The following is a 19253-nucleotide window of genomic DNA, read 5'->3' on the forward strand; positions in this document are numbered from 1 at the left end:
TCCCATAAATAATTAAATGCTTGATTGATAATGATTATTGTTGTTGTAGCTCTGCCGCTACTTCTAGAATCATATCTTCCTGGCCGCCAACAGCTTTGCGCTTACCGATTTCCATTAAAATATCACGGGCATCGACACCAAATTTCTCTGAAGCTTTATTTGCATGTAGCAAAAAGCTTGAATATACACCTGCATACCCTAGTACGAGACTGCCCCTCGTAATTTCCTGTGGCTGCGGTAAGATAGGTGCGATAACATCTTCGGCAACATCCATTATTTTATAAATATCAATACCGGTTTGAATCCCCATTTTATCTAGAACACTCGCGATTACCTCTGTTTGCGTATTGCCAGCTCCTGCACCGAGACAGCGAATACTTCCGTCTATACGTTCTGCACCGGCTTCAATTGCCGCCAATGAATTAGCTACGGCTAATGATAAGTTATTATGAGCATGGAAGCCGACTGGTACGTCTATTTCTTGTTTTAATGCTTTGATGCGTTCTGTTACTTGATATGGCAATAATGCACCAGCTGAATCAACAAGGTAAATGACATCAGCCCCGCCGTTCACCATAATCTTTGCCTGTTCCACAATTTTACTTGGTTCAGCCATATGGGACATCATTAGAAATCCGACCGTTTCTAGGCCTAATTCTTTGCCAAGATTTAAATGTTGTAGGGACACATCTGCTTCTGTCACATGTGTGGCAACACGCAACATAGAGACCCCTAAGTCAGCTGCACGTTTTATATTCGGCTTCGTTGCAATTCCAGGAAGTGACAGGACTGCGATTTTTGCGTTCTTCGCTGTTTCCACAGCTGCCTCAATGAGTTTGAACTCATCTGTTAAGGAATGCCCATACTGTATGGTGGAACCTCCTAAACCATCGCCATGCGTGACTTCGATATAGGGCACATTGGCTTCATCTAATCCTGTTACTGCAGCACGCACTTGCTCCTCTGTAAACTGATGGCGCATTGCATGACTACCATCGCGTAAAGCGACTTCTGTAATGATGACATCTCTTTTCATCCGATAATCCCCTCCCTTAAACAGTGGCTTTTGCTTTTGACCATTCCTCTGCGATTTTGACTGCGGCTGCAGTGATAATATCCAAGTTTCCTGCATAGGCAGGTAAATAATCTGCTGCCCCAGAAACCTCTACAAATACTGAAATTCGATTTTCTTCAACAAATGGACGGGATTTTAGGCGGTAGCCTGGTACATATTGCTGTACCGCTTGCTCTGTTTGAAGTAATTTCTCATATAGAGCATCTTCATCCACTAATGTCTGATCGACTATTAAGTGAATCGTATCGTTCATCATAATTGGCGGCTCCGCAGGGTTTAAAATCATTACGGTTCTCCCTTTTTTGGCTCCACCTACAACCTCAATAGCGCGGGAAGTTGTCGCGATAAATTCATCAATGTTCGCACGCGTTGCAGGACCAGCACTCTTACTTGCTATCGTTGCAACGATTTCCGCGTATTCTACCTCATAAAGTTGAGATACGGCATGGATAATTGGAATGGTTGCCTGTCCACCGCATGTGATCATGTTGACATTTTTAGCATCCGGATTTTCATGAAGATTGACAGTTGGTACGGTGAGCGGCCCGACTGCTGCCGGTGTTAAATCAATCGCACGAATTCCATGGGCTTCAAGCTGCTCCGCATGTTTTATATGTGCGTAAGCGCTTGTCGCATCGAATACAACATCTGCCTCCTCAGGATTTTCTAAAAAGCCATCCAAACCTGTGTGAACGGTTTTGAAGCCTGCTTCTCTTGCTTTACGAAGACCGTCTGAATCCGGATCAATACCAATAACTGTCGTTAGCTCCAGGTGCGGTGAACGCATAATTTTTTTCATAAGGTCGGTTCCGATATTTCCAGAACCTAAAATAGCTACTTTAAGTTTAGACATAAAATGCATCCTCCTTTGCTATAAAATTTAAATTTACTCTAGCCTTGTTATAAGGGGGGATAATTCTTCTCTTTTTGATTTTTCCTGTGGTATAATGATATACAGATTAGATACCTGAAAATTTTAAATCTTGACCATTTAAAATGTAACCGTTAACAAGTTTTTTAAAAGATGAATAAGGTTTAAAGCAAGTATTGTGAATGTTCCCCAACCCCTTATAAACTTTGCTTGGAACTCAATAACCAAATAGTATCACTTATGTAAATAAAATGAACCCTATGATAAATAGCAATTTTCAATTATTTTTAGTGTGAAACGTTTTAAAAGCTAATTCGAATGAACACGATTCATGATATGAAAGGGTGTATACAAGTGAATGTCGATCTAAGCAGTACAACATTAAATGATGTATTTGAATTGCCCAAAGAAGAGGCCTTAAAATCTTTTTATGACCGCATGGTTACCATTCCGGTTACGGCTATGTCGGCTTTAAAAAAGGAGCTTGTAGCAACTATCGGAGATGATCGCACGAAGGGGATTTTTATTCGATATGGTTGGCATTGTGGTGTTAGTGACGGAGAAAAAGCGCTCACTTCTCAGTGGGAAAATGAAGTTGATCTAATTAATGCTGGACCAAAATTGCATCGATTACACGGATACCTCGATGATGTTATAATAAATGCTATTGACTATGATAATGAAGGCGACTTAGCGTTGATAGATGCCGACTGGTTTAATTCATTTGAAGCACATGAGTTTTTAAAGAGCGGTATTCATAGTGATCAACCTGTTTGTCACACCCTTTGCGGCTATGCGAGTGGCTATTTATCAACGGTTTTAAATAGGCCTATGATCGTTAAAGAAACTAAATGCATGGGGATGGGTCATGATAAATGTGAAACCATTATTATACCTCAGGAAAAGCTGGGAAAAGAGCTGGAAAATGAAAATAGATATTACCAATCTACCAGTATGATTCAGGAATTGGATGAAATAACAGCAAAATTAAAAATTGAACGTGATAATTTAAATAAAACATATACCATTCATCGGAAATTAATTGAAGAATTATTGTCAAAGAAAGGGCTACAAAGCATTGTAGACTCATTATATAAAACAACAGGCCTACCTACATTTATTGAAAATGAACACCATCAGATTATGGTGAAATCGGATGATGTTACGATTGATTTTGATTTGGGGAAAATAAGTACGGATACGACTAGTTTTATAAATATTTCTCCTGGAATAGGTATACTTCGAACACCTATTTACTTTGAACAAAAAATTAAGGGGTATTGTTCGTTTCTTTATTCCACAGATCATACACCAAATGATTTGGATTACATGATTATCGACCAAGCTTCACTCACAGCATCGATTATATTGCTGAATGAAGATATTAAGATGAATACCGAGCTGAACATTAGACGTGATTTCTTAAATGACATTTTAGAGAACAGATTAGAGAAAGAAGAAATCTATAAAGTTGCCTATTATCTTAATTTTAATCCAGATGATTCTTACTGGATGCTTACGATGGAAAGAAATATCAATGAATCCGAGATGAATCATGAGATTGAAGTCAATGAGGAATTAGTCCGTTACGTAAACTTTTTTTTCAAGGAGAGAAATATAAACGCAATCGTATCGCAAAAAGCGGATAAAATTATTATGGCAATGGAATATTCCGCATTTGAAAAACAATATATGAAGCAATCAAAATTTATTAATCAGTTATTAAAGCATTGTTTACGCCGTTTCACCAAATATAAATTTTTTATTGGTGTAAGCACAGTCGTTCAAAAAATCGACCAGCTTCCTATACTATATGATGAAACGTTGGCAACATTAAAAGCGAAAAATCCGAAGAAACAAATTCATTATTTTGAGGACTTAGGGATTGAAAGTGTCTTATTTCAAATACCTGATGAGACATTAATTAATCGTTTTGTTTATAAACAAGTAGGGGAATTGCTTGAAGCGGACAAAAGTTGCGATTTAATTAAAACGTTATATGCCTATATAGAGAACGGTATTAATATTAATAACACCGCTAAAGCTCTTACGATGTCTATAAGTGGATTACGGTATCGTTTAGAGAAGATTAGCGATATTTTAAATATCGATTTGAACGATACAAAAAGTGTTTTCTCCGTTTATATGGCATTGAATGTGTTGAAAGCGAGGGGAGAGATTACGGTTTAATTGATTGATTATTTATGAATTTGCAGAACAACCTTAGGAGAAAGCAGTTAGTCTGACTGTTTTGTTCTGGGGTTTTTAACTTTTTATTTGATTTTTACGAGTAAAGATTTACTTACAAACTTCTATGTTTCCGTTTGAGGTGTGCTGAGGCCCGAGTGGAGTTTCGTTTGGCCCGTATGAGGTGAGCTGAGGCCCGAGTGAAGGTGTGTTTGGCCCGTCTGAGTTGAGCTGAGGCCCGAGTGGAGGTGTGTTTGGCCCGTTTGTGGTGTGCTGATGCCCGAGTGGAGTTTCGTTTGGCCCGTCTGAGTTGAGCTGATGCCCGAGTGAAGGTGTGTTTGGCCCGTCTGAGTTGAGCTGATGCCCGTCTGAGTTGAGCTGAGGCCCGAGTGGAAGTGTGTTAGGCCCGTCTGAGTTGAGGTGAGGAGCGGTTTTCTAAACCGCTCCTTATTCGTAAATTTTTTAAAAACCATTTGAAACAATCGAAACCAGTAAGAACAAACCTTAAAAGAAAGCAGTTATGACTGTTTTCTTTTTTAATTTGATTTTTACGAATAAAAGTTGTACTTGTAACCTCTATATATGAAGATACAGGTGCTTATTTATACTTATTAGTATATAAAGTACGAATAAACAGTGAACTTCCGTACTTTATATAGCTATCTTCGTGAATGTAAGGCAAATATAATGGTAATCTATTGAACAGAATTTTTTGACAATACAATTAATTTTAAGAAAAAGGAAGGATGATATCTTCCCCACATTTATTTCTTGGTATGTCTATTATCAAAAGTTGGATTTGAAAGCGGTTTCCAAGATGGATTTGGCCCAGGTAAACACAAGCTGGTGTGCTGAGGCCCGAGTGGGGATGTGTTAGGCCCGTCTGGAATGCGTTGCCGCCCGAGTGAAGGTGTGCAAGGAAAAAGGAGGATGATTGATTCAAAATGGATCATAGTAAAACATCACATTGCTGCAGTATGAGTCGGAGTGACATCGTGGCAATAGACGATGATTCTAGACAAGAGCTAGATTTTGAGGAAAACACTCTATCATCTGTAAAAGTAGAATCGGCTAAACAAATCTATATTCCTGGTGGTAGTTTCTTTATGGGTACGAAGGATAAGGACGGTTACCCGGAAGATGGGGAGGGGCCAGTTCGAAAGGTTACGGTAGATCCTTTTTATATGGATGCCCATAGTGTTACAAATGCGGAATTTCGCGATTTCGTAAATGAGACAGGCTATGTGACGGATTCAGAGCGATTTGGATGGTCATTTGTTTTCTATCAATTTGTTAGTAATCAAACAAAACGTAAAGTAAAGCAAGTCGTTCAGCAGACGCCATGGTGGCTCGTTGTACGTGGAACATCATGGAAGCATCCAGAGGGACCGGACTCAAGCATTGAAAAAAAGATAGATCATCCGGTTGTACATGTGTCATGGAATGATGCGAGCGCTTATTGTGAATGGGCAGGGAAAAGGCTGCCGACAGAGGCTGAATGGGAGTTTGCGGCACGGGGTGGATTAGAACATAAGAAATTTCCGTGGGGAGATGAACTTACACCAAATGAGGAACATCTTTGTAATGTTTGGCAAGGAGAGTTTCCAAAGACAAACACCAAAGAAGATGGTTACATAGGTACGGCCCCTGCTAAATCCTTCCCGCCAAACGAATATGGCTTATACAATACGGTTGGGAATGTTTGGGAATGGTGCTCCGATTGGTTCGCGAAGAGTGTACGGGACCGTGGTGGAAGGAATAATCCTAAAGGGCCAAAATCAGGTGAATCACGTGTGATGCGTGGTGGTTCGTATCTTTGTCATCATTCCTATTGTAATCGGTACCGTGTAGCAGCAAGATCAAAAAATACACCGAATAGTGCATCAGGGAATATAGGATTTCGCTGTGTCACAGATGTTTAAATTTATCATTAAAAAGGGAGGAAATGCTCTTGGAATATAAAAAGAGAGATGAAAAGCCATGGTCAAAGTACGTTAACAAATTTTCCATGTTCAGTACGGCGGCATTGGCAGCAACTATTTTCTTAGGGGGATGTCAAGCTCAGACGGAAGAAGCTAATGCTGACGCAGGTCCCGTGGAGGAAGCTGAAAATCAAGCGAAAATAGAAGAAAAAACGAATGTGATGTATATCGTATTAGATGATTCTGGTTTTTCTGATTTGGGTAGCTTTGGATCTGAAATAAGTACGCCAAATATAGATGCGCTAGCAGAAAATGGTTTGAGGTATAATAACTTTCATACAGCACCAGTTTGTTCTCCAACACGTGCCTCCTTGCTAACAGGAAGAAATACTCACGCTGTTGGCATGGGGAATGTGGCGAATTTTGATTTTGGTGAGGAGTATCCAAGCCGTAGAGCTGAAATACCTAAAGAAGCTGGTTTTGTAACAGAAGTACTTGGAGAAAATAATTATACAAACTTTGGACTTGGAAAATGGCATATTACACCGACAGTAGAGCTTTCTCCTGCTGGTCCATATGATAGATGGCCACTTGGAAGAGGATTTGATCGATATTATGGAAACTTAGAAGATTCTTCTGATCAGTTCCGTCCAGAATTATTTAGAGATAATAGCATCGTACCTTTACCAGATGTAGAAAACTATCACTATTCAGAAGATATTGTTGGGAATGCGAGACAATATATCACGGATCATGTATCCATTCGACCGGATGATCCTTTCTTTATGTATCTTGGTTTTGGTGCACAGCATATGCCGCATCAAGTACCTGAGGAATATATTGAAATGTACGAAGGTAAGTATGATGAAGGCTGGGATGTTTTGCGGGAACAACGATTTGCAAAACAAAAGGAACTTGGAGTTATTCCAGGAGATGCAGAACTTGCTCCAAGTGATCCTGATGTACCTGCATGGGATAGCCTAAACGAAGAGCAAAAGAAACTTTATACTAGGTTTATGGAGACATATGCGGGATTCTTAACACACACCGACGAACAAGTTGGGAAATTAGTTAATTCCTTAGAGGAAAAGGGAGAATTAGATAATACGCTCATTGTATTAATTTCCGATAATGGTGCCAGCTTCTCAGGTGGAGAAAATGGGGCAACGAATCAGGCCCTTGCATATAGTAAAGTTCCTGAAGAATTTGAATCGATGCTTGAAAAATACGATCAAATTGGTGGCGAACAGACGAATAGTGATTATCCTTCAGGTTGGTCCCAAGTAAGTAATACACCGTTTGCGAAATTTAAAGGCACGACACATGCTGGTGGAATACGTACTTCTATGATTGCTCATTGGCCGAATGGTATCGAATCAAAGGGTGAAATCAGTACACAATTTACACATGTTAGTGATATTACAGCAACAGTATATGATGTCCTTGGAATTGAAGTACCAGATCAATTAAATGGCATTGAGCAAATGGAAGTGACAGGAATCAGTTTTGCAGAAACATTTGATAACCCGGATGCGAAGACGGGTAAGGATACACAATACTTTGAACTTAGTGGTAAACGTACGATTTATCATGATGGATGGAAAGCAATATCCAAACACGAGCCAGGTACAGATTTTGAAGATGATGAATGGGAACTTTACAATGTAACAGAGGATTTTTCAGAATTATATAATGTGGCAGCTGACCATCCAGAATTAGTTGAGGAACTGATTGACCTTTGGAATGAGGAAGCAGAAAAGAATAATGTATTCCCATTATCAGAAGGCTTCTTAGAAGGTCTAGCAAATTTACCAGAGGGTAATATAAGAGCAAGAAAATCGTTTACGTATTATCCAGGAATGTCACATTTAAGTGAATCAGCTGCACCACTGACATTAAATCGTAATTATGAGATTACCATTCCAATTGTTTCAGGTAAAGGAGATGAAGGGGTACTACTTGCTTTAGGTAATGATAAGAGCGGATATACCTTCTATGTAAAAGAAAATATGCTTCATTATGAGTATCATAATGGTGCAGAAAGATTTATCATCACCTCAGATAAGAATTTAGGTGAGGGGGAGAATACTGTAACATTTGCCTTTGAAAAAACAGGTGAGCATCAAGGTACGGGTACATTGTTCATCAATGATGATCCTGTTGGTGAAACGGAAATACTATCACTTCCGTTCAAAACGTCTTTCGAAGGGTTGGATATTGGCAAAGATCTACTATATCCTGTAAGCCCTGAATATGCGGATAAGGAAAGTTTTCCATTTACCGGTGAAATTGAGAAGGTTCAATACGATTTTGAAGAAGCTGAATATATATTAATTGAATAGGTGAGGAGCGGTTTCGAAACCGCTCCTTTTTCTTTTAAAAAAACTGCCTGAAACAGTGGGAACTAGTAAGAATGAAACTTAGGAGAAGGCAGTTAGTCTGACTGTTTTTCTTTTGAGGTTGCTTTTTATAAATGAAATATTTACTTATAAACTTTTATGTTTCTTTTTGGGAAGTGCTTAGGCCCGAGTAGAGCAGCGTATGGCCCGTATGATGTGTGCTGAGGCCCGGGTGGAGTTGCGTATGGCCCGTATGATGTGTGCTGAAACCCGAGTGAAGCTGCTGTTACCAGGAAGATGGGGAGCGGATTTCGAAATCGCTCCTTATTCGTAAATACAAACCTTATCAGAAAGCAGTTAGTCTGACTGTATTCTTCTAAGGTTTGTATTTTTTTAGAAAAATAATGTACTTTTTATAAATAGAAGTTCCCTATAAAAACGCTTACCATCACTGGCTTTTGCAAACATTTAGAAAAGTCAATTAGTATATAAAATCTAAAAATATAGTAAACTTTAGTATTTTTAATAGCTATCATAATGAATCGATGCCAAATATACTATAACTAGTCAGACAGGTTGTTTGTAAAAAATGATTGCGTTTACAAAAGAACATGAAGGAGGAATTACATTGCCAATCAGTACTTTAGAAGCTCAGAAAACATTTAATAGAGAAGAGTTGCTTCAAAAGGCAAAAGAAATTGGAGAGTTAGCTGAAAAGCATGCTTTACAATCAGATAATGATGCGAAATTGCCAGATGTAGTCATTGAAAAAATGAAAGAGGCTGGCTTTCACAAGCTGCATAGACCGAAAGCATATGGTGGTCAGGATTTAGATTTTCATACCTTTGGTGATATCGTTCGAACGGTAGCCAACTATAGTGTTCCAGCTGCTTGGATAACATATTTCGCTATTATTCACGAATCATGGCCGGCATTTTTACCAAAAAAAGGTCGGGACGAAATGTACAAAACGAATGCTTTATTGGCTGATGTCTTTGCACCAGTTGGAAAAGTTACAGATGATCCTGATGGAGAAGGTTATCGAATCAGTGGTCAATGGAACTTCTGCAGTGGCGTATTATGGAGTGATTACATTGGCCTCGGTGCGATTCACAAGATGAGAGATGGCGAAGAGCCAGAGCTAAGTTTGTTTATCGTCCATAAAAAGGATGTAGAGCTCGTTGAAAACTGGGATCCAATTGGCCTTCGTGGGACAGGCAGTAACGGAGTGAAGCTAGATAATGTATATGTTCCAGCCCATAATGTTTTCCCAGCAAAAAGAGTTATTAATGGTGCCACAGCTCCAGACGGCAACTACGAAGAGGACTACCAGATTTTCAATGTACCTTATATGGCATACTTCCTATCTGGATTTTCACAAGTTGCAATTGGCGGTTTGGAACGACTCGTTAACGACTTTAAAGAAAAGACAAAGGGACGCATTCGTATTTACAACAATAATGCAAGCGAAAAAGACGGTGGCAGCGCCCAGCGTACACTTGGTGAAATATCCATACAGTTAACAGCTGTAAAAGCTGTAGCGAAGCAATATATGGATAAATTAAGTTATTATCAGGAAAATGGTATTCGGGTTTTAGAGGAAGAAGAGCGTGAACAGCTGTTCGCGATGCGTGCGTATATTGCTAAAACATCAGCAGATACGGCAACACGGATTTTAACAACACTTGGTGGGAATTCAATTTATAAGGATCAACATTCAGAAAGATTTGTTCGTGACATACTTGCAGTTGCAGCACATCCATCACATCTATATGAAGATGCAATGGTAGCGTATGGAAAAACGATTCTCGGATTTGATGGACATCCAATCTGGTAAACGGGTAATCCTTTAAAATATTAAAAACTAAATTTATTGGGGGAAAATGAAATGACAAAAGAACGTATTTTTGATATTGCACATCTGGCACATATTGAGATTTATAGCCCTAAATTAGAGGAATCTGTAAAGTTTTTTAAAGAAATTTTAGGAATGGATGATGTATACCGTGAAGGAAAGTCGGTTTACATGCGTGCATATGAGGATCACTACCATAATACATTAGTTATCACTGAGCATCATGAGGCTGGATTAGGTCATCTGTCCTTAAGAGCTACATCGCCTCAAGCACTTGAGCGTCGCGTAGCTGAGATTGAAAAGATGGGCTGCGGTATTGGCTGGATCGATGGAGATATCGGTCATGGCCGTGCATATCAGTTCAAATCACCGGATGGTCATAAGATGGAAATCTTCTGGGATGTTGAATATTATCAAGCACCTGACGATCAGAAAACCCCATTATTGAATCGCCCGCAAAAACGTCCGAATCGCGGTGTACCTGTCCGTCGTTTAGACCACATTAATTTACTGGCAAAAGAAACAAATAAAAATGTGGAGTTTTTGGAAGAAGCACTTGGCTTTAAAGTTCGCGAGCGTATTTTAGCTCCTGATAATACAGACGTTGCTGCATGGTTAAGTGTTAGTAACTTAGTGCATGATGTTGCGATTATGGGAGATGCATTAGAAGAAGAAGGGCGTCTTCACCACATTTGTTACTGGTATGGTTATCCACAGCATTTAACAGATGTTGCAGATTTATTGATTGAAAACGGATACGAAATCGAAGTAAGTCCGATTAAACATGGCGTATCCCAGGCAGCATGTATGTATGTTTTCGAACCAGGTGGAAATCGTGTAGAACTATTTGGTGATGCAGGTTATCTAATCTTTGACCCAGATTGGAAAACAATCGAATGGGATGCTAAAGATGTAGATCAAGCTATTCTATGGCATGGTACGCAATTGCCTCAAGAGTTTTTCCAATATGGAACACCTGTAAGAAGCAAAGAGCCAGTGAAAAATTAATAGCGTTTTTATAGTATAAGTTGGGGGAACATGAAAGAGGGAAGGATCGTAGGCTTCCTCTTTCATGCTCATCTTTTTAGGTTATACGATTGTTATCTGTTTGTTTATTGGCGGTTTTCGCGTAGGTTGCTTTTATCTGCTTCGTAGTCGAGGTAAACGGCTGCGAATGGAAGATAGGTGACATCGGCGACGCTCTGGGAAATATACTTGCGGTTCGCGGGCGGCTGGTGAGCCCCTTCATGCTAACGCATTTCAGTATCTCACCTATGCCTCTTTTCCCTTAGGAGTCTTCGTGTATTTCCCAGAGCTAGTTTTAAGCTTACAAATTATTAACTGCATTGGCTATTAATACAAAATCAGATCACAAAGCTTCACCAGTCCGGGGGAGCGGAAGGCGGTGACTCCTGCGGGAAAAGCACATGTCCGAAGCCACCGAGAAGAGTGGTTTTCTCTTCGGGGCTGAGGCCGTACCCTAAGGTGCGCATCCGCCCGCAGCGATCCCGGACGGCGGTAGAAGCACATAATTATAGTAATTATCTAGCAGTTACATCAGATCTTTTCGATGGGACGAGCAACCGCAGTCCCAAAGTTTACTTAAAAAATTCATCCATTCAACAGTTATCTATCAAGCCTTATAAAAAGGTAATAGGAGGGTTTTACTTGCAATTACAAATCAGTTCAAAACAAATGAAAATCAATGGAATTAATACACATTATCATGAAGAAGGTTCAGGAACAGAAAAGATGATCCTCATACACGGGTCAGGTCCTGGTGTATCAGCATTTGCAAACTGGAGACTCGTTATTCCGCGTTTAAGTGAATCACTTCATGTGTTTGCACCGGACATCGTTGGTTTTGGCGAAACAGATAAGCTTTCAAAAGATGAATACACACTTGATCTGTGGGTAGACCATCTGATTGGTTTTATCGAAGCAGTATCAGATGAACCCGTACATTTAGTAGGAAACTCATTCGGCGGAGCCCTGTCACTTCATGTAGCACATAGAAGACCTGATTTAGTGAAGAAATTAGTTTTAATGGGAAGCGTTGGGACGCAGCATGAAATATCATATGGTTTAGACCGCGTCTGGGGATACGAGCCAAGCTTTGAATCGATGCAAGAATTGATTCAACTGTTCTCCTATGATCAAAACGCAGCAAAAAATGACGAACTGGTTCGCATGCGTTACGAAGCAAGTATCCAACCAGAGTCCAGAGACGCATTTGCAACGATGTTCTTTAATAACCGACAAGAAAGACTGGATGAACTTGCATTGCCGGACGAAGAAATTAAGAAGATTAACACGGAAACTTTATTATTCCACGGCTTAAATGATCAAGTTATTCCATTTGAAGACACAAGTTATAAATTAGTTCAGCTATTACCACATGCCGAGCTCCATTTATTCACTGAATGTGGTCACTGGACACAAATTGAAAAAACAGAACCATTTATTGACCACATACAAGCATTTCTTAAAAACTAAAAAACTAATACAGAGGAAGCACGGGGACGGTTCTCGTGCTTCCTTTTGTGCAGATATGGAAGCAAGAGAACCGTCCCTATGCTTCCAATTAGCAGACTAATATAAAAAAAAGGATGAATGATGATGAGCGAAACTTACCAATATGAGATTGTGCTTCCTTCGAACGGTGTGAAAGAAAACAAGAAATACCCAGTTTTATTCGCTTTACATGGAATTGGCTATAACGAAAATGAAATGTTGTCCGTATTTGAAGGATTGAAAGAGGATTTTATATTAATTGGTATTCGAGGAAATTTAACGTATGAGGAAGGCTTTGCTTATTATTATTTACAAGAATATGGAAAGCCGGGACGTAAACTTTTTGATGAAAGTATGGAAGGGTTACAAGATTTTATCGAAACTTCCTTGGATAAGTATCCAATTGATCCAAACCATATTTATTTAGCTGGATTCAGTCAAGGAGCTGTACTTGCCAACTCACTCGCATTAGTTGTTGGCGATAAAATAAGCGGCATTGTTTCCATGAATGGTTATGTACCAGATTTTGTTGCCCGTGAGTACCAGGTAAAATCCATTGATCAGTTATCTGTCTTTTTAACGGATGGAGAAAAAGATAACATCTTCCCGCCGGAAATCGGGGAAAAGAATTATCAATTTTTCAAAGAAAAGGGTGCTTCCGTTAAATATAAAACGTATCCAACGGGGCATTTAATTGGTAATGAGAATAAAAATGATGTTACGGATTGGTTGCTTGCGAGAGTTCATAGCATTAACAAGCAGTAAATCTTATGAGCATATCAATTGTAAGAGTTGATGGCGGAGTATTTTTAACAGGTAGGTACCAAAATTATATTTTTAAATAGATAGAGTAGGAGTTCCCTTCTACTCGACTGGTCCAAGAAAGGATTGATGCCCTATTCTTTGAACTTGTTTAACTAAAGAGGCACAGAGCATAATTAAAAAGTGCTCTAACGTTAGAAAATGTTGGGGCACTTTCTATTGTTATTTGTGTTTACATTTGCTTCTTCATTCGAGAGTTTATTTCCTTTATTTAAAATAAAGAGCAATTAACATAAATAGCAAAGCAAACCAGCGCTTTGGACCAAGGGGAATCACAAGCTATTGAACCAACCAAAATGCTTTTTCAAATTCAATAATCCGGTCTTCCGTGAATCCACCTGTAACCACGATCTTAACATGCCCAAAACCTTCTTTATCAAGTGTTTCTCTTAATGTATTTAGCAATTCTCGATTAATTCCACGCGGATCAAAAGTCCCCATCAAATGATAGTTTCTCATGAAATACTTATCTAGAGCATACGTGAAGTGTCAAGGCGAACAGACCTAAGCTTATCACCGAATTCCCTTGCTAATTTCAACGAGTCCGCAATGAGATCATCATTATTATAATTAACAAGTGCTGGCATTCATCTTCAGGATGCATCCCATGATAGCCTTTTGTAGCTGCAACTATTATTTGGAAGGTATTCTGGCACGAAAACATTCGTTGCAACAAATGTATACAACGTGGTAAATTACACACTTTAAATATTAATCATCAAATAAGTAGCTTCCTGCTGCAAGTCTATTATTCCGGTTAAAAGCTAATTACATGATTTCCATAGATCAAAAGAATCTTTAATTCAAAATGTTTTTGTTGCATTTCACTAACTTGAGGTGTAAAGTGATAGTAACGAAAGGAAATGAGTCAATTGAGAAAAAATACACATGGTTCACTAATCTGGTTACGTATAGCTCGTTTTACTCATCAAAGTAATTTACTATCGAATGAATTCTTAAAACAGTTCGGTATTACGGCTGCACAGTTTGATGTATTGAATCAGGTTTCGACTTATCAGCCGATTACGCAAAGTCAGCTAGCTGAAAAAGTAACGGTGTCGGAAGGTGGAATTTCACGCATGCTCTCTCGTCTTGAACAAGAGGATTATATACATCGTAAGCAGGATTGGAAAACCAAATGGATTACCCTTACTTCCAAAGGGGAAGATAAAATGCAGGAAGTCTTTGAGCACCAACTTACTTTCCAAACGTCCGTTGTCAATGGGTGCTTGACAGAGGAAGAGCAGAAAACACTATATATACTAATGACTAAGCTACAAAAACATACTGAAGATAAATTAGAAAATTAAATGCCCCCTTTTCCTTGTGGTAATTCGAATATTATTATTTTTTTAATTATCACTTGACTAGTAAATTGAAAAAGGAGGAATTATATTTGTTTACAATACCAGGACATCATCACATCTCGATGATTACAAAAAATGCAAGTCAAAATAATCACTTTTACCGATATGTGCTTGGTTTACGTCGTGTGAAAATGACGGTGAACCAAGATGATCCGTCGATGTATCACTTATTTTATGGAGATAAAACAGGTAGCCCAGGTACAGAATTATCATTTTTTGAAATTCCAGCAGTAGGCAACACATATCGCGGTACCAATGCGATAACGAGAATCGGATTACTTGTTCCGTCAGAGGCAAGCCTATTATTCTGGAAAGTACGTTTTGAGGAGTATGGTGTACAACATGGGGAGATTACAACTTATGCTAATCATCCAGCTTTAAAATTTGAAGATCCAGAAGGTTTACAGATGGTATTGCTTGTTTCTAACGGTGTAAAAGTAGCACATTGGGAAACATGGGGGAAATCCGAGGTCCCTCTCGAACACCAAATTCAGGGAATGGGCTCTGTGGAAATGACGGTACGAAGACTTGATAAACTTGCGAGCACCCTTACAGACATGTTTGGCTATATAGAGATAAGTCGAACGGATGATGAAACTATTTTTCAGTCTATCAAAGGAGAAGTTTTTGGTGAAATCGTTGTAAGGTATTTAGACGGTCCAAAAGAAAGACCGGGCCGAGGAAGTATTCATCATTTAGCTATACGGGTTCAAAATGAAAGTGAGTTACTCTATTGGGAAGAACAAGTGAAGCAACGTGGATTTCATTCATCGGGAATTGTCGACCGTTTCTACTTTAAAAGTTTATACTTCCGTGAATCGAACGGTATTCTTTTTGAAATTGCCACCGATGGACCAGGTTTTGCGATTGATGGAGAAGTGGAACATTTAGGCGAAAAGCTGGATTTACCACCATTTTTAGAAGAACGCCGTAAAGAAATTGAAGAAAATCTAAACCCTATTGAAGAGTACTGATGAACAAACAAACCGTATCACATTAATCTAACCAATTATACGATTAAATTTGAAATTTCTAGGAGGAAAATAAAATGAACCAACTAAAAGGAATGCACCACGTAACAGCTATTACAAGTAGTGCAGAAAAGAACTATGAATTTTTCACCTATGTATTAGGTATGCGCTTAGTTAAAAAAACAGTCAATCAAGATGATATTCAAACCTATCATTTATTCTTTGCTGATGATAAAGGTAGTGCGGGTACAGACATGACGTTCTTTGACTTCCCAGGTATCCCGAAAGGTACACACGGAACAAATGAAATTTTTAAAACTTCATTCCGTGTACCAACAGATGCCGCAATAGAGTATTGGGTAAAACGTTTTGATAAATATGATGTGAAGCATGAAGGTATTACCGAATTATTCGGTAAAAAAGTATTATCCTTCGTCGACTTTGACGGTCAGCAATACATGCTTATTTCCGATGAATTCAATGAAGGGATAGCTTCAGGAACCCCTTGGCAAAAAGGCCCTGTGCCACTTGAATTTGCGATTACAGGTCTTGGTCCAATACATGTACGTATTGCGCAGTTCGATTATTTTAAAGAAGTATTAGAGAAAGTGATGCTGTTTCGTGAAATTGCAAAAAATGATTCCCTTCACTTATTCGAAGTAGGGGAAGGTGGTAACGGTGCACAAGTAATCGTAGAGCATAATGCCATTTTAGCCCAAGGACAACAAGGATATGGTACTGTGCATCATGCAGCGTTCCGTGTTGAAGATACAACTGTATTAAAGGAATGGATTGACCGCATGGATAATTTTGGTTTACCTACATCAGGCTATGTCGATCGTTTCTTCTTTGAATCCTTATATTCCCGTGTTGCACCTGGTATTTTATTTGAATTTGCTACAGATGGTCCTGGATTTATGGGAGATGAGCCTTATGATACGCTTGGGGAAAAATTATCTTTACCTCCTTTCTTAGAGCCTAAACGTTCAGAAATAGAAAAGATGGTTCGTCCAATTGATACAGTAAGAAGTACAAAGGAATTCATCAAAGAATAAAAGGGAAAATATTCAACCAAACAGCTATCTATGAAAAGGTAGAAAACTTACGCTAAACAACTTGATTGGATGCAATGTACTTAAACTTTAGTCGAAGATGATGTTTAAATAAATTATCATTTGTTTGGGTAACTTAATTTTAGGTAATACACATGTAAGAATTGCTGAATGAGAAGGTAAAAAAAGAAGAAGAAAACTTAAAATGAAAAAGGATTATTTTATATGACAGTAAGTAGATGAGCTAACCGGATAATAGCAATCGGCACTACCGAAAGGGGTGATACATGTACTGGGAGATATAGTTACTAATAATGAAACATGAAGGTATCCCAGCTATTTAGCAAGCGAAACTTACTGGAATATTCCGTAAGTAAAGATTCCAACAGACTTTCAGGAAAGTTTATTAAAAGCAAAAATACTACTATATTACTATTTGAGGTAAGAGACAGTTTTAACATAAGAAAGGGGCAATTAACAATGCAAAAGAAAGTGTTTATTTCACCGAAAAAATATATTCAAGGTGCAGGGGTTCTTAATCAAATTGGTGAAGAAGTTGCGAAAATAGGGAAAGCACCACTCGTTTTATCTGATAGTAACGTTTGGGGAATTACCGGAAGTACAGTAGAAGAAAGCTTTAAAGCATCTGGTACTTCTTATTTTTATGAAGAGTTTACTGGTGAATCATCGACTACAGAAATGGATCGTCTTACTAATGTAGGAAAAGACAAAAATGCGGACGTAGTAATCGGACTAGGTGGCGGAAAAACAATCGATACTGCAAAAGCAGTTGGGGATGCACTAGGTATTCCAGTTGTTGTTGCACCAACAACAGCTTCTACGGATGCACCAACAAGTTCACTTTCAGTAGTTTATTCAGATGATGGTGTGTTTGAGGGTTACAAATTCTATAATAAGAATCCAGATTTAGTTTTAATTGATTCAAAAGTAGTTGTTGGTGCACCAATCTTTCTTCTAGCTTCAGGTATGGGAGATGCAATGGCAACACTTGTTGAGGCAAGAGCTTCACAAAAACGAAATTCAGATACAATGGCTGGTGGGAAAGCAACCCTTGCGGCGCAAGCTATTGCTGAAAAAGCAGAAGAAGTTTTATTCGATCAAGGAATTGCAGCATATAGAGCAGCTAAACAAGGATTAGTTACTCCACAAGTTGAAGCTATTATTGAAGCAAATACACTATTGTCTGGATTAGGATTTGAAAATGGTGGAGTAGCTGCAGCACATGCGGTTCATAATGGATTTACTGCATTAGAAGGTGAAGTTCATCGTCTAACTCATGGTCAAAAGGTAGCGTATGGTGTCTTAACTCAATTAGTACTTGAAGGATACTCAGAAACTGAAATCTTACGTTATGCTAACTTCTTCAAGGAAATTGAATTACCAACAACATTGAAAGATCTTCATTTAGAAGATGCTACTTATGAAGACTTACTTAAAATTGGTGAATTAGCAACTATAGAAGGAGAAACATCGCATAACATGAATCCAGAACTTACACCAGAACAAATTGCAGATGCAATTTTAGCAGTAAACGAAATTACAACTGCTTAATTTTCGTCGATTGATTTGAAATGAGTCATGCTTTAGTAGAAAAGTAATATGTTTAAATAATTTACGAAGCCTTTCCCCTTTGGATATAGAATCTAAAGGGTTTTTTTTAGTGAAAGAAAAGACTTTCTAAATTAAAAGATGGATGCCAAAACAGATTAAGCACCTACATAAAGCATCAAGTTGTCATGAAGGAAATTACATATTTATGACTGATAAGTAATTTTCTTTCTTATTCGACATTCATGCCTTTTTGAATTAAAAGTAAATGGCTCTTTTACAAAAGAGTGCAAGTCTCTTTCATTATTTATTGCACAAATGTATGGTATCGAACTCAGCATTGCACAACAAATTACATTAATGTTAGTTCTGATGGTTACTTCTAAAGGAATGGCTGGAGTACCTGGTGTATCCTTTGTCGTGTTACTAACTACATTTAGTGCGATGGGATTACCTGCAGAAGGGTTAGCGTTCATTGCTGGTATCGACCGTATTCTTGACATGGGACGTACTGCAGTTAACGTAGTAGGTTACTCACTAGCAACGCTAGTTATTGCTAAATGGGAAGGTCAATTTAACCCTCTAGTTGAAGAAGAGAAAGTTGTACAAGTTTCATAATATTACTTTTAGAAACACTCACAAATGTTGATCCATTTGTGAGTGTTTTTTAGTTTCTTAGGGAAATTGCTGTGAACAACAGTTGTTTCTA

At 38.5% G+C, this 19253-nt stretch carries 13 protein-coding genes and 2 pseudogenes; 12 read left to right on the forward strand and 3 right to left on the reverse strand.

Annotated elements, in window-relative coordinates; all coding sequences use genetic code 11:
• Positions 1 to 34: 34 nt before the first annotated feature.
• Together dmpG and BV906_RS13210 are read right to left on the reverse strand one after the other, a co-directional pair.
• Positions 35 to 1036, reverse strand: coding sequence for a 4-hydroxy-2-oxovalerate aldolase (dmpG, locus tag BV906_RS13205; RefSeq protein WP_087974114.1), 1002 nt, complete (start codon positions 1034 to 1036; stop codon positions 35 to 37).
• A 16-nt stretch (positions 1037 to 1052) separates the two neighbouring features.
• Complete coding sequence (locus BV906_RS13210; RefSeq protein WP_087974115.1) at positions 1053 to 1928, reverse strand: acetaldehyde dehydrogenase (acetylating); 876 nt, start codon at positions 1926 to 1928, stop codon at positions 1053 to 1055.
• Between the two features lie 336 nt (positions 1929 to 2264).
• Between BV906_RS13210 and BV906_RS13215 the strand changes: the two genes are divergently transcribed.
• From BV906_RS13215 to BV906_RS13245, 7 genes are all read left to right on the forward strand, one after another.
• Positions 2265 to 4136, forward strand: a complete 1872-nt coding sequence (locus BV906_RS13215; RefSeq protein ID WP_245844121.1) for a XylR N-terminal domain-containing protein — start codon at positions 2265 to 2267, stop codon at positions 4134 to 4136.
• A 941-nt stretch (positions 4137 to 5077) separates the two neighbouring features.
• Positions 5078 to 6055, forward strand: coding sequence for a formylglycine-generating enzyme family protein (locus BV906_RS13220; protein ID WP_087974116.1), 978 nt, complete (start codon positions 5078 to 5080; stop codon positions 6053 to 6055).
• A gap of 23 nt (positions 6056 to 6078) precedes the next feature.
• Positions 6079 to 8397 (forward strand): arylsulfatase, encoded by a 2319-nt coding sequence (locus BV906_RS13225; RefSeq protein WP_087974117.1) that lies wholly within the window; start codon positions 6079 to 6081, stop codon positions 8395 to 8397.
• A 586-nt stretch (positions 8398 to 8983) separates the two neighbouring features.
• Entirely contained in the window at positions 8984 to 10231 is a 1248-nt protein-coding gene (locus BV906_RS13230; RefSeq protein ID WP_245844125.1) for an acyl-CoA dehydrogenase family protein, read from the forward strand.
• Positions 10232 to 10282: 51 nt separating this feature from the next.
• Positions 10283 to 11257, forward strand: a complete 975-nt coding sequence (locus tag BV906_RS13235) for a catechol 2,3-dioxygenase (RefSeq protein WP_087974118.1) — start codon at positions 10283 to 10285, stop codon at positions 11255 to 11257.
• A gap of 687 nt (positions 11258 to 11944) precedes the next feature.
• On the forward strand, positions 11945 to 12745 hold the full coding sequence (locus BV906_RS13240) for an alpha/beta fold hydrolase (protein WP_087974314.1): 801 nt from the start codon (positions 11945 to 11947) through the stop codon (positions 12743 to 12745).
• A 123-nt stretch (positions 12746 to 12868) separates the two neighbouring features.
• Positions 12869 to 13528, forward strand: coding sequence for an alpha/beta hydrolase (locus BV906_RS13245; protein WP_245844128.1), 660 nt, complete (start codon positions 12869 to 12871; stop codon positions 13526 to 13528).
• A 357-nt stretch (positions 13529 to 13885) separates the two neighbouring features.
• Here BV906_RS13245 and BV906_RS19905 read toward each other — a convergent pair.
• Positions 13886 to 14219, reverse strand: a pseudogene (locus BV906_RS19905) (nicotinate phosphoribosyltransferase); the annotation flags it as partial.
• 238 nt (positions 14220 to 14457) lie between these two features.
• On the opposite strand from BV906_RS19905, the gene BV906_RS13255 reads away from it, so the two are divergent.
• The 5 genes and pseudogenes from BV906_RS13255 to BV906_RS13275 all read left to right on the forward strand — a co-directional run.
• Positions 14458 to 14895 carry a MarR family winged helix-turn-helix transcriptional regulator gene (locus BV906_RS13255; protein WP_087974120.1) on the forward strand — a complete coding sequence of 146 codons (438 nt, stop codon included), beginning with the start codon at positions 14458 to 14460 and terminating at the stop codon, positions 14893 to 14895.
• A gap of 86 nt (positions 14896 to 14981) precedes the next feature.
• Positions 14982 to 15926 carry a ring-cleaving dioxygenase gene (locus tag BV906_RS13260; protein WP_087974121.1) on the forward strand — a complete coding sequence of 315 codons (945 nt, stop codon included), beginning with the start codon at positions 14982 to 14984 and terminating at the stop codon, positions 15924 to 15926.
• A gap of 74 nt (positions 15927 to 16000) precedes the next feature.
• Positions 16001 to 16978: a ring-cleaving dioxygenase gene (locus tag BV906_RS13265; RefSeq protein ID WP_087974122.1), complete on the forward strand. Its 978-nt coding sequence runs from the start codon at positions 16001 to 16003 to the stop codon at positions 16976 to 16978.
• Between the two features lie 477 nt (positions 16979 to 17455).
• The gene (locus BV906_RS13270) at positions 17456 to 18547 is read left to right on the forward strand and encodes a glycerol dehydrogenase (protein WP_087974123.1); all 1092 of its coding nucleotides are present in this window, start codon (positions 17456 to 17458) and stop codon (positions 18545 to 18547) included.
• A 297-nt stretch (positions 18548 to 18844) separates the two neighbouring features.
• Positions 18845 to 19162: pseudogene (locus tag BV906_RS13275) on the forward strand (cation:dicarboxylate symporter family transporter); the annotation flags it as partial.
• Between the last annotated feature and the right edge of the window lie 91 nt (positions 19163 to 19253).

It is taken from the genome of Oceanobacillus rekensis, from assembly GCF_002153375.1.
GTDB lineage: Bacteria > Bacillota > Bacilli > Bacillales > Amphibacillaceae > Oceanobacillus > Oceanobacillus rekensis.

Coding starts and splice junctions, on each gene's coding strand:
- BV906_RS13240 (WP_087974314.1), top strand. CDS start 11,945: ATGAAAATCAATGGAATTAATACACATTATCATGAAGAAGGTTCAGGA.
- BV906_RS13215 (WP_245844121.1), top strand. CDS start 2,265: ATGAACACGATTCATGATATGAAAGGGTGTATACAAGTGAATGTCGAT.
- BV906_RS13245 (WP_245844128.1), top strand. CDS start 12,869: ATGAGCGAAACTTACCAATATGAGATTGTGCTTCCTTCGAACGGTGTG.
- BV906_RS13225 (WP_087974117.1), top strand. CDS start 6,079: ATGCTCTTGGAATATAAAAAGAGAGATGAAAAGCCATGGTCAAAGTAC.
- BV906_RS13235 (WP_087974118.1), top strand. CDS start 10,283: ATGACAAAAGAACGTATTTTTGATATTGCACATCTGGCACATATTGAG.
- BV906_RS13265 (WP_087974122.1), top strand. CDS start 16,001: ATGAACCAACTAAAAGGAATGCACCACGTAACAGCTATTACAAGTAGT.
- BV906_RS13220 (WP_087974116.1), top strand. CDS start 5,078: ATGGATCATAGTAAAACATCACATTGCTGCAGTATGAGTCGGAGTGAC.
- dmpG (WP_087974114.1), bottom strand. CDS start 1,036: ATGAAAAGAGATGTCATCATTACAGAAGTCGCTTTACGCGATGGTAGT.
- BV906_RS13270 (WP_087974123.1), top strand. CDS start 17,456: ATGCAAAAGAAAGTGTTTATTTCACCGAAAAAATATATTCAAGGTGCA.
- BV906_RS13210 (WP_087974115.1), bottom strand. CDS start 1,928: ATGTCTAAACTTAAAGTAGCTATTTTAGGTTCTGGAAATATCGGAACC.
- BV906_RS13230 (WP_245844125.1), top strand. CDS start 8,984: ATGATTGCGTTTACAAAAGAACATGAAGGAGGAATTACATTGCCAATC.